Source organism: Paraflavitalea soli, from assembly GCF_003555545.1.
Taxonomy (GTDB): domain Bacteria; phylum Bacteroidota; class Bacteroidia; order Chitinophagales; family Chitinophagaceae; genus Paraflavitalea; species Paraflavitalea soli.
This window is the reverse complement of sequence record NZ_CP032157.1, coordinates 7,167,714-7,180,176: the sequence shown is the minus strand read 5'-3', so window position 1 is coordinate 7,180,176 and position 12,463 is coordinate 7,167,714. Positions and strand designations below refer to the sequence as shown.

Below are 12,463 nucleotides of genomic sequence, written 5' to 3'. Positions count from 1 at the left end.
GAGGTAAGCGCAAAAGTAGTAATCTTTTCTAAAAAGCGAAATTAATTAACCAATATCTTCTGAACAATAACCAGTTTCGGGTATTTTTGACACTTGTCAAACTTTATGCGCTGGAGAACTTATGACCCGGTCTAAACAGACTACAAAGATATAAATCCTCTTTTCGCAATACCTAATTTTCCCTATCTCCTTAACGTCTGCATAACGCAGAAAGCGGCGCCCCTTATGATTTAGTTGATCAGAATTAAGCCGGATATGAAAAAAACAGAATAATATTGCGCCCTGATCCTATATGATCTTCTTAAGTGTGGCAAATACAATCGACATTATTTTCTGGATAAGCCTCTTCCTCATCTTTTATAGTTATGCAGGATACGGCATACTCGTATGGGTGCTGGTAAAGCTGAAATCGACCTTTAAGAGCCGGGAGCGGGGAGTTGGGAGCCGGGCGTCTGAAACAGTCCATCCTTATCCTGCGGTAGCCCTGGTAGTAGCCGCTTATAATGAGGAGGACTTTATTCTTGAAAAGATCCAGAACACGCTGGCACTGGATTATCCCAAAGACAAGCTGGAGCTTATTTTCATTACCGATGGCTCCAACGACAATACACCGGCTATTGTAGCACAGTTTCCACAGATATTATTATTACATCAACCTGCCCGGCAGGGAAAAGTAGCGGCTATGAACCGGGCCATCCAGCATGTGCAATCGCCCCTGGTCATTTTTTGTGATGCCAATACCTTGCTCAACACGGCTTGTGTACGGGAAATAGTAAAGCATTATGAAGACACCAAAGTGGGTGGCGTGGCCGGTGAAAAAAAGATCATGCAGCAGGGCAAGGATGCAGCCGCAGCAGCGGGAGAAGGCCTGTATTGGAAATACGAATCGTTCCTGAAACGACTGGATTCGGACCTGTATACCACTGTAGGTGCTGCCGGGGAATTATTCTCCGTTCGCAAATCGCTGTTTGAGCAGGCGCCCGAGGGCACCATCATCGAGGACTTTGTGCAATCGCTGAAACTGGTGATCAATGGATATGTAGTAAGGTATGAACCCAATGCCTATGCAGCCGAAGCCCCTTCGGCCAGCATCAAAGATGAGATGAAGCGGAAAGTGCGGATCTGTGCGGGCGCCTTCCAGGCGATGGTACTCTTGAAAGAACTTTTTAATGTGTTCAAATTCCCGGTGGCTTCTTTCCAGTTCATTTCACACCGTATTCTCCGGTGGACGGTATGCCCGGTGGCCCTGATCCTGCTGCTTTTCAGCAATATCCTTATAGTAATAATGGGCGGTAATCTCTTTTACCAGGCAGTACTGGTACTGCAGGCCATATTTTATATTATGGGGATCACAGGCTGGATCTATGCCAGCCGCAATATCCGGCTAAAGGCCGTCTATATTCCCTTTTACTTCCTTTTCATGAACCTGTCGGTATTCATTGGTTTCAACCGTTTCCTGCGTAACAAGCAAACTGTATTATGGGAAAAAGCAGCCCGGCAGAAGGTTGCGTAGTAATACGGAATATAGTAAAATACCACATTGAGGGTATTTGCAATTCGATGGCAAATGGTGATTTTTGCTATATAATAAAAAGATAATAAGGGCAGAAATTTGGTTTATTAATTTTTGTTACTACTTTTACCGGCGAAAGTAAACCACTCCCTCTTAGTTCAACTATCCTTTTGGAAACGGCACATTGCCAAAATGAAAAGATAGCAGCTTATTCTCGATCCCACGAATCCTTGAAATTCCCCTGTAACCTGATTTCACATCAGATAATCCACATACCATCCTGTAAAGCCCGATATGCTTTTTGCGTACGGCTTGCCTGTTCATTTGAATTGATTCATTCAATACCTCTGTAAGCCATGTTAGTCCAAAAGCATGCCTGTTGAAAAATTGCGATTTTTCTAAAGCTTAACTTATTCCCTGCATGAAAAAGCAAATACTCGCAATTGATGACAGTAAGGCAATACGTTTTTTGTTGCAAACTGTGCTCGGCAAAGATTATACGGTGGTAACGGCTCCTGATGGTTGTTCAGCTATGTATTGGCTGTCCAAAAGAAACTTGCCGGATCTGATTATTACAGACGCCCAGCTTCCTGATATGCAGGATTGGGAATTGATAGAACAACTTGCTTCCAGCGGCATCTACCGGGATATCCCATTGATGGTGATATCTTCGCTCGACAAAGCACAGGCAGATGCAAAATGCCAGGAATTTGGTGTGGCATCAAATTTTACTAAGCCTTTTAATCCAGTTGACCTGATGAAGGCTGTTCAGCAGGTCATCAATAATGATACAAAAGTGGCTTCTGCGTATGTAGCGCATGCCAGTTAATTCGTAGTACCTGAGTTTTTTTAAATCTCAACCTTACTTTATGGAACTAACATTTTTACACGGCGAAAAGACAACGAAGAGGGTATACAAGCATTTTTCCATCGGCTCTCAGGCTACTACTCCCGGAACAATGGAGCAGCAGAAGCTGGAGTTTTTCTACATTGGCAAGAAGGCCGACAATATCGGCAACCTGATCAATGCTTTTGAAAGTGGTTATGCTGCTGAGTCCGTAAGCAATGCCAAATCTATGTTGAGGCGCCTGCTGCACAATGCCAGGAATATCAGCCTGCCTGATATCATCATTGTGGAAGCACCGGTCAGCATCGAGCAATTGCGCGACCTGCACCTGTTCCTGCTTATGCACAAAGCACTGACGCCGGTTCCTGTAGTGGTGGAAGCCTCGCATGCACAACCCGCCGACATTGAGCGCCTCAAAAATTACACGTTCGTAGACGATATCGTCTTTTTACAGGATTATAACCGCCAGCGCCTGCTGCGCAAGGTTAGCTTCCTGAAAAGATTAAAACATAAACTGGTTGATGAGCTCAACACCAGTTCGATCGAAACCTCGCTGCAGGTGAGCTCTCCCAGCAGCCCTATATTGAAAAGAGCTTTCGATATCCTTATCTCCGGCACTTTATTACTGGCGCTCACTCCCCTCTTTTTATTGATAGCCCTGGCGATCCGCCTGGAATCCAAAGGCTCCATTTTTTATATATCCAAGCGTGCAGGACGTGGCTATAAGATATTTGATTTCTATAAGTTCAGGACCATGTTTGTAGGCGCCGATGCAAAGATCCGTGAGCTGGCGCACCTCAATCAATACAATGCCGGAGACGCAGGCGCCATGTTCTTTAAGATCAACAATGATCCCCGTATTACCAAAGTGGGTGCCTTTCTACGCAATACGAGCCTGGATGAATTACCCCAACTGGTAAATGTACTGATCGGCGACATGTCGCTGGTAGGCAACAGGCCCTTACCCCTGTATGAAGCAGCTTCTCTTACTACCGACGAATGGGCTAAACGTTTTATGGCGCCAGCCGGTATGACAGGCCTGTGGCAGATTAAGAAAAGAGGTAAAGAAGACATGTCGATCGAAGAGCGCCTGAACCTGGATATCGATTATGCCGACAGGTTTAGCTTTATGTACGACCTTTGGATCATGGCGAATACGCCATCTGCGCTGATCCAACGCACGAATGCCTGATGTGAATATTTATTATAGTTCCGGACCGCAGAGACGATGAGCACGGGTATATTCAATATACTGCACGCTTTGCCTCTGCGGTTATTTTTTAGTAGCTTACCACAAAAAGAGACCGACCATGCGAAAGGACCAGCCTTTCATATCTATTATTACCCTCAACTATAACCAGACGGATGTAACCTGCGATTTCCTCGCATCCACCCGCAACCTGAAGTACCGGAATTTCGAAATACTGGTTTGTGACATGGCTTCGGCGGTTGACCCCAGCGAAAAGATCCTGGGGGGTAATTATCCCAACACACGTTTATTATTAAGCAAAGAGAACCTGGGTTTTGCCGGAGGCAACAACTGGGGCATGCGCCAGGCAACAGGCGACTTCATGTTCATTGTAAACAATGATACGGAGGTTACCGATAACCTGCTGGATGAATTGCTGAAGCCCTTTTATGAAGATGAGACGATCGGTGTAACCTGCCCCAAGATCAAATATTTTGACCAGCCCAATAAGATACAATACGCCGGCTTCAACCCCATGAACCATTTCACCGGCCGTACTACGGGCATTGGCACGCTGGAAGAAGACAAGGGGCAGCACGATACTTCGGGTATTACCTTTGGCGCCCATGGCTGCGCCATGCTGGTGAAAAAAGCAGTCATTGATAAGGTGGGGATGTTCCCGGAGAAGTTCTTCCTGTATTATGAAGAATGGGACTGGTCGGCCAGGATATTGAAAGCAGGGTTCAAGATATGGTATACGGCCCAGGCTGTCATCTACCACAAAGAATCCCTGAGTGTAGGAAAGGCAAACCCCATGAAGACTTATTACCATACGCGTAACCGCATCCTGTACATGCGCCGGAACGTGGGCTTTTTCCCTTTACTGGTCTTTACGCTGTACTTCAGCCTGTTTGCCATACCTAAAAATACGATCAGCTACCTGTTGAAAAGACAGTTTACGCACCTGAAGTTCTTTTTGAAGGGGGCCGCCTGGAATCTTTACTCTTCCAGTTATTCTGCCGTTTGAGGAAGGCAGCAAGGCATCCAGGCAACGAGGAAGGAAACGAAGGGTTTGAACTTTGTGATAAAAAAATTAACTTAGGTATCTATGATCCAGCAATTATTACATATCATATTTTTCATATTATTCATCTATTTCGCCGCCTATACGGTGTACTTTTTCGTAGTGGCCATTATAGGCAAATTATCCAGGCCGAAACAGTATCAGCCCAATGCTGCTAAAAAGAGCATTGCCGTATTGATACCTTCTTATAAGGAAGACCATATTATTATTAATACTGCCCGTAAAGCAGCAGCGCACGATTATCCTACGGATCAATTCACGGTATACATCGCAGCCGACCGGCTGCAGCCTGAGACAGTAGCCGAATTAAGGACCATCCCGCATGTAGAAGTGCTGGAAGTTCATTTTGAACTGGGCTCCAAAGCCCGCTCGCTCAATAAACTCTTTAACTGGATACCGGCCGGCAGGCACGAGGTGGCCATCATCCTGGATGCAGACAATGTAATGATGCCCGGCTGCCTGGAAAAAGTGAATGATGCGTTTCAACATGGGTTCCGCGCGGTACAATGCCATCGCATGGCCAAAAACCTTAATACGCCGGTAGCTGTATTGGATGCCATCAGCGAGGAAACCAACAACCACCTGTTTCGCCGCGGCCAACGGGCCCTGGGCTTCTCCTCTACGACCATTGGATCGGGCATGGCTTTCGAATTCCATAAGATCAAAGAGATCTATGACAACCCCGATATCCTGGGCAACCCTGCCTGCGACCGGGTGGTGGATTTTGAAATGATGAAAGCCGACATCTGCATCGAGTTTATAGAAGACGCCTATGTGCTGGATGAAAAGGTGGGCAACAAGAATGTATTTGAAAACCAGCGCACGCGGTGGCTGGAATCGCAGATCATTCACCTACGCCTGTTCTTCGATAAAAAGACCGGCTACCTGCCCAAAACAAAGGACTTCTGGAACAAGTTGTTCTGTAATCTGGCTGCTCCCCGTTCCATCTTCCTGGTCAGCCATGTACTGGTTTTCGCATTATTCGTAATAGAATACCTGAGTGGCTTTTCCATTTTGTCTCCTGCTTATATATGGTGGTTCGGACTCCTCATCACTTATCTGCTCACGTTTATTATAGCTATACCGGGCAATTTCTATTCTATGCAAACAGTGCGGGCCATCGCACACATCCCATTAATGTTATGGTCTATTGTAAGAGCCCTGTTCAAAATGAAGGTAGACCGCAAAGAATTTGTTCATACGCCCAAAGAATTTACGCAGCATAATTAATCAGGTAAATAATCGAACAAAAGAGGCAGCCCTGGCTGCCTCTTTTGTTATCATGAAACAGGCCGTGCCCTGCAACCCTGTACTGGCGGGCACCTCCGGGCAGGCCAATAATCACCTTCTTTGAGATTTGTCAAGTATACTTAGCCAAGATCGCATTTGATAAATATCAAAATCTATCCTTGTAATTAATTTTTAATGCTATGATTATCTAACCGTCAATTCACGCAGGTTTTTCCACATTTTATCCCTTTTGAATGCTGGAACCCGCATTTGGCCTTTATTTTGCGTGTGTTTACCGCTTACTTCCCACCCACACTCTGTACCCTGGTCAACCACTCCTACGAATTATTGCTTTCGACTCTTTAAAAAAATTGGGGACTTCCTATGCGCCAAAAGCTACACCACACTTGTTTCCTGGTAGGATTATTGTATATTGTTATTCGTAATCCGAAAAGTCCAGATAGTCCAAGCTATCCTAAATCCGAAAAATCAACCTCATGAAAAACTGTACCCACACCTGGAGAAAGTGGTATGTGCACGCCACACTCATTCTCTTTTTTTCCCTTTTATCATTTACAGGATTTTCACAACTGGTAGCTAAAGGCCTTACAGCTTCCAACGGTACGTTTATTGGTTTTTACCAGTATACGCCCTATGACTACAATCCTAACCAATCGCCCAAGTACCCGGTGATGATCTTCCTGCATGGTATTGGCGAGCGGGGAAACGGTACCACCGACCTGCCTGCCGTACTGGGCAATGGTACCCCAAGAAACATCAATGAAGGGCATACCATGCGCTTCTTCTGGAATGGTAAGTGGGAGACCTTCCTGGTACTGATCCCGCAGTTATCCAAAAACTACGGATGGTGGCAGAATTTCTATGTGGATGAAATGGTCAAGTATGCCAAAGCCAACCTGAATATAGATCCCAACAGGATCACCCTTACCGGGTTAAGCCTGGGTGGTGGTGGTGTATGGGCATGGGCAGGCGCTTCCCTGACCAACGCCCAAACCTTGAATGCGATAGGTGTAACCTGCGGTACCTGCCCCAACATCAACCTGTCAAACCTCACCAATGCCAACCTGCCCATCTGGGCCTTTCACGCAAATAATGATAGTACCGTAGGTGTAGGTTGTACTACCAGCACCATTGCGGGTATTAATGCGTTGAAACCTGCTGTGGTACCTTATATGACTATCTGGCCCGACGGTGACCACTGGATCTGGGGACGGGTGTACGACACAGAGTACAACTGGCAAAACCCAAATATCTATGAATGGTTCCTGGGGCAGAATAAAAGCCTCCCGGTCAATAAACGACCGGTGGCCAATGCAGGACCGGCACAAACGATTACAACAGGATTAGGAACAGCAACACTGAATGCCTCCGCCTCTACCGATGCGGATGGCACTATTGTACGATATATATGGACTAAACTTTCAGGCCCTAATTACGGTAGCATTGCCACTTCAGTATCTACCAATGGCATTGCTACAGTAACAGGACTGATCTCTGCCGGTACTTATGAATACCAGGTAAAAGTAGTGGATGACCGGGCAGACTGGACTTTTGCAACCGTTAAGATTACCGTGGTTCCCGGCGCAGGCCCCAACCAGGCCCCAACCGCCAATGCCGGTGGTGATATTACGATCAACCAACCTGCCACTACAGCTACGCTGAATGGCAGCGCATCTTTTGACCCCGAAGGCAAAATGGCCTCTTATAGCTGGACCAAGATCAGCGGACCCGCCGGTGGCAATATTGTTGCTGCTGGTTCTGCTTCTACACAGGTCAATACCCTTACACTGGGCACCTACTATTTCCGCCTGGTAGTGAAAGATACAGATGGACTAAGTGATGATGATACAGTGAAGGTGACAGTTAATGAACCCAACAAAAGTGGTATTCCCAATGCAGGCGCCGATATTGTGATCGTATTGCCTACCAATAGCACAACCCTGGATGGTTCTGCTTCCGTTGATCCGGACGGCGCCATCAGTAAATATGAATGGACAAGACTTACAGGGCCTCCTACTTTTACCATAGTAAGCCCCAATTCTCCTAAAACTGTATTGAAAGACCTGGTAGAAGGGGTTTATACTTTTAAGTTGACGATCTGGGATAATCTGTGGGTGCCTACCAATGATGTGGTACAGGTAACAGTGAGCGCGGCTACTACCAACCAGCCGCCAACAGCGAATGCAGGTGCAGATATAACCCTTACCCTGCCAACCAACAACACCACATTAAATGGTTCAGGCTCTACCGATCCCAATGGTAACAATACCATTTCTTCCTATGCGTGGACAAGGATCAGTGGTCCCACACAATATTCAATAGGCAACGCAGGTGCAGCTTCTACCCCATTGACCAACCTGGTGGCCGGCACTTACGCCTTCCGCCTGTTGGTAACAGATGCCGGTGGACTCACCGATGCCGATACCGTATTGGTAACAGTGAATGCCCCAGCTAACAAACCACCGGTAGCCAATGCCGGAACCGATATTACGATCACTTTACCAGCCAATAGTCTTACGCTGAATGGTAGCGGCTCTTCGGACCAGGACGGCACGATCACTACCTATGCCTGGAGCCGCATCAGCGGTCCCACACAGCATACGCTGGCCGATCCTGCTGCCGCCTCTACAGAACTGAGCAATCTGGTACAGGGTACGTATGCTTTCAAACTGGTGGTAACAGACAATGGCGGACTTACCGCTAATGATACTATCCTGGTAACGGTGAAACCGGCGCCGACCAATCAATCGCCGGTAGCCAATGCAGGTACGGATATTACCATCACGCTGCCGGTAGACAATACTACCCTCGACGGTTCGGCCTCTGCTGACCCCGACGGTTCTATTGCAGGTTATTCCTGGACCTGGATCAGCGGACCCAGCCAGTATACACTGGGTAATTCCGGAGCTGTATCCACCAGTCTGAGCAACCTGGTAGCAGGAACTTATGTATTCCAGCTTACTGTAACTGATAATGGCGGACAAACGCACAGTGATAATATCAGTGTGATCGTGAAACCCGCACCAACTACCAACCAGGCGCCCATAGCCAATGCAGGCGCCGATATTTCCATCAACCTGCCTACCAACAGCACAACGTTGAATGGCGCCGGCTCAACGGATGCAGATGGTTCTATTAGCGGTTGGTTATGGACCAAGCTCACCGGACCGGCCAATTATACCCTGGGAGCTAACAATATAGCCTCACCGGCCCTTAGTGACCTGGAATTGGGAACCTATACTTTTGAGCTTGTAGTAACCGATAATGAAGGCGCCACGGGAAAAGATACCGTGACGGTGATCGTGAAGCCACAACCTCCTGCGGGCAACCAACGTGCTGTGGCGCTTGCCGGTGCTGATGTAAACATCACTTTGCCTACCAACAGTACTACGCTGGATGGTACAGCGTCCTATGATCCTGATGGCACCATCAATGGTTATCAGTGGTCCAGGATATCAGGGCCCACCCAATTCACCCTCGCCAATGCCAATGCCGGTGTTACCTTGCTGAGCAACCTGGTAGCAGGCACTTACAAGTTCAAACTGAGGGTTTGGGATGGTGTATGGGTACCTACGGACGATACGATCCAGGTTGTTGTAAACCCTGAGCCCAACAAGGCTCCGGTAGCCAATGCAGGTGCTGATATCGTTATTACTTTACCATCCAATAGTACGAGCCTGAATGGTTCGGCCTCTACTGATCCGAATGGCAATAATACCATTACCTCCTATGCATGGACAAGGATCAGCGGACCTGCACAACATACGCTGGCCAATGCCAATGCAGCTTCTACCGCTTTATCCAACCTGGTAGAAGGCACTTATGCCTTCCGCCTGGTAGTAACAGATAATGGTGGATTGAGTAGTGCCGACACTGTGCAAGTGACGGTCAACCCATTGCCCAACAGGGCGCCGGTAGCGAATGCAGGCAGTGATATTGTGATCACCCTGCCCGTTAACAATACCACCCTGAATGGAACAGCTTCTGCTGATCCGGACGGCAATAACACCATTGCCTCTTACAAATGGGTGAAGGTATCCGGACCTGCATCAGCCGATCTCGGCAATGCCAATGCAGCTTCCACTGCGTTGAGCAACCTGGTACAAGGCACTTACACTTTTGAACTGACAGTCACTGATAATGGTGGTTTGTCTGATAAGGATACTATAGCTGTAACAGTCAATCCAAGACCCAACCAGGCGCCGGTAGCCAATGCGGGTGCAGATGTAAATATTCCGCTGCCCAATAACAGCACTACCCTGAATGGTACGGGTTCCACTGATCCGGATGGCAACAATACGATTACTACATATGCCTGGAGTTATGTGAGCGGACCTGCCCAATATACCTTTGGCAATGCCAATGCAGCTACCACCACCCTGAGCAACCTGGTAGAAGGTACTTATACCTTCCAGCTGAAAGTAACGGACAACGGTGGCCTGTCCTCTACAGATAATGTGGTCATTACAGTAAGCCCGATCCCCAACAGGGCGCCCCTGGCCAATGCGGGACCTGACAAGCTCATCGGGCTGCCTACCAATAGTGTAACACTTGATGGTACGGGCTCTACTGATCCGGAAGGAAACAATACCATTGTATCTTATAACTGGACCAAGGTGAACGGTCCTGCTCAGTTCAACATTGGTGACCCCAATGCGGCTACCACTACCCTGAGCAACCTGGTAGAAGGTACGTATACCTTCCAGCTAACGGTGACTGATAATGGCGGCCTGTCTGACGATGATATCGTTGTCATCACCGTAACTCCCAACCCCAACAGGGCGCCGGTAGCGAATGCAGGTACTGATATCAGCCTCACCTTGCCTACCAACAATACAACCTTGAATGGCTCCGCTTCCTACGATCCGGATGGTTTCAATACCATTGCTTATTCGTGGTTGAAGATTGCCGGACCGGCCCAGTATACTATTGCCGATGCCAATGCAGCTTCTACTGCCCTGAGCAACCTGGTGGCAGGGGAATATAGTTTTGTACTGATCGTAACTGATGATCATAATATTACCGACAAGGACACCGTGAAGGTGACGGTCAATCAGGCGAATAATGTGCTGCCGATCGCCAATGCCGGTACGGACATCAGTGTGACTTTACCGGTGGCTTCTATCCAACTGGATGGCAGCGCCTCTTCTGATCCCGATGGCACCATCGTTTCTTATGCCTGGTTGAAAACAGCCGGCGTTGGAGATTTGACAATTATCAATGCCACTTCCAGCAAACCGATACTGACCGATATCCAGGCTGGCGAGTATGAGTTTGAACTGACCGTAACTGATAACAAAGGCGGCGTATCGAAAGACCGGGTAAAAATATCCGTAGCCCTGCCGCCCAATGTGTTGCCGGTTGCCAATGCCGGTAAGGATATCAGTGCGAACCTGCCCAACCCGGTCATTGAACTGGATGGAAGTGCTTCTTATGATCCTGATGGAACGATCGTATCATGGACCTGGACAAAGACCAGCGGCCAGGGAGCTTTGACAATTATCAATTCCGCTTCCAGCAAACCAACAATTGTTGGTGTACAAGCCGGCGAATACGAGTTTGAACTTACCGTAACTGATGACAGAGGCGGTATTTCTAAAGACAAAGTGAAGCTGACCGTACTGGCGGTGGATAATAAGAAACCATTTGCCAAAGCCGGAAAGGATATCATTATCGCTGTTCCCGCTACCACCGCTACCCTCAATGGCCAGTTATCTTATGACGAAGACGGCACGATTGCCGGTTATGCCTGGAGACAAATCAGTGGCCCGTCCACTGCCAGCATAGGTGGCAATACGGTGATCACCACCGCCTCCAGCCTGCAACCCGGTGATTATGTGTTTGAGCTTACTGTAACAGATAATAATGGCGGAACCGGTACCGACAGCGTGATGGTTTCAGTAGTGAATAACCTGCGATACAATGATAACCTCACGATTTATCCCAATCCTACGCAGGGATCTTCAATCATTACCGTTCGCTGTATCACTGATACACTGGGTGTAGCGACGATCACGATCATGGATCACTTTGGAAGGCCGGTTGAAGTGCATACACGCACCAAATCACAGGCTTACCAGGAGTTTCCGTTCACGATCAGCCATCTGCGGAATGGTAATTATTATGTTGAAGTACAGATCGAACGTAAGAAGAGAATGGTGGCAAAGTTTATTAAACGATAATCATAAACACTTAAACGCTTTATATTTGGCAAGCGGGATGAAGTTAATTCATCCCGCTTTTGTTTTTTTGTAAGCTGAAAGGGATCTGCTAAAAGCTACATCAGACTTAATTGTTCAAATGCTGAAACCCTTTACAGGCAATCGTTTCACTGATTCACTAAAATAATATCATATGAAGCACATCCATTGTAGAAAGACGTACACAACGCAACGCTACTTGAAAAGAAATTAGAATGTTGTTAAAAATAACACAAGTAATTATCAAGATTGGTATAGTAATTGCGACTTTTTTAGCCGTTCAATCTTTCCCTATTTAAGCTCGGTAAGCACAATAATAAGGCTCTGCATTTTCACGCGTAACTACCCCACGAAGTGAAAGCGGGCAATTATAACTCAC

General features: G+C 47.4%; 6 protein-coding genes. All 6 read left to right on the top strand.

Features of this window, described 5'->3' with window-relative positions:
- Positions 1 to 307 precede the first annotated feature (307 nt).
- The 6 genes from D3H65_RS27645 to D3H65_RS27620 all read left to right on the top strand — a co-directional run bounded on the left by D3H65_RS27645 (position 308) and on the right by D3H65_RS27620 (position 12,066).
- Positions 308 to 1,513 (top strand): glycosyltransferase family 2 protein, encoded by a 1,206-nt coding sequence (locus D3H65_RS27645; RefSeq protein ID WP_211345562.1) that lies wholly within the window; start codon positions 308 to 310, stop codon positions 1,511 to 1,513.
- A 421-nt stretch (positions 1,514 to 1,934) separates the two neighbouring features.
- Positions 1,935 to 2,342, top strand: coding sequence for a response regulator (locus D3H65_RS27640; RefSeq protein WP_119053402.1), 408 nt, complete (start codon positions 1,935 to 1,937; stop codon positions 2,340 to 2,342).
- A gap of 40 nt (positions 2,343 to 2,382) precedes the next feature.
- Positions 2,383 to 3,552 carry a sugar transferase gene (locus D3H65_RS27635; protein ID WP_211345561.1) on the top strand — a complete coding sequence of 390 codons (1,170 nt, stop codon included), beginning with the start codon at positions 2,383 to 2,385 and terminating at the stop codon, positions 3,550 to 3,552.
- A gap of 118 nt (positions 3,553 to 3,670) precedes the next feature.
- Positions 3,671 to 4,576: a glycosyltransferase family 2 protein gene (locus D3H65_RS27630; protein WP_119053401.1), complete on the top strand. Its 906-nt coding sequence runs from the start codon at positions 3,671 to 3,673 to the stop codon at positions 4,574 to 4,576.
- Positions 4,577 to 4,657: 81 nt separating this feature from the next.
- Positions 4,658 to 5,863, top strand: coding sequence for a glycosyltransferase (locus D3H65_RS27625; RefSeq protein WP_119053400.1), 1,206 nt, complete (start codon positions 4,658 to 4,660; stop codon positions 5,861 to 5,863).
- Between the two features lie 497 nt (positions 5,864 to 6,360).
- Positions 6,361 to 12,066, top strand: a complete 5,706-nt coding sequence (locus D3H65_RS27620; protein WP_119053399.1) for a PKD domain-containing protein — start codon at positions 6,361 to 6,363, stop codon at positions 12,064 to 12,066.
- The last annotated feature ends 397 nt before the right edge of the window (positions 12,067 to 12,463 follow it).

Coding starts and splice junctions, on each gene's coding strand:
- D3H65_RS27640 (WP_119053402.1), top strand. CDS start 1,935: ATGAAAAAGCAAATACTCGCAATTGATGACAGTAAGGCAATACGTTTT.
- D3H65_RS27635 (WP_211345561.1), top strand. CDS start 2,383: ATGGAACTAACATTTTTACACGGCGAAAAGACAACGAAGAGGGTATAC.
- D3H65_RS27630 (WP_119053401.1), top strand. CDS start 3,671: ATGCGAAAGGACCAGCCTTTCATATCTATTATTACCCTCAACTATAAC.
- D3H65_RS27625 (WP_119053400.1), top strand. CDS start 4,658: ATGATCCAGCAATTATTACATATCATATTTTTCATATTATTCATCTAT.
- D3H65_RS27620 (WP_119053399.1), top strand. CDS start 6,361: ATGAAAAACTGTACCCACACCTGGAGAAAGTGGTATGTGCACGCCACA.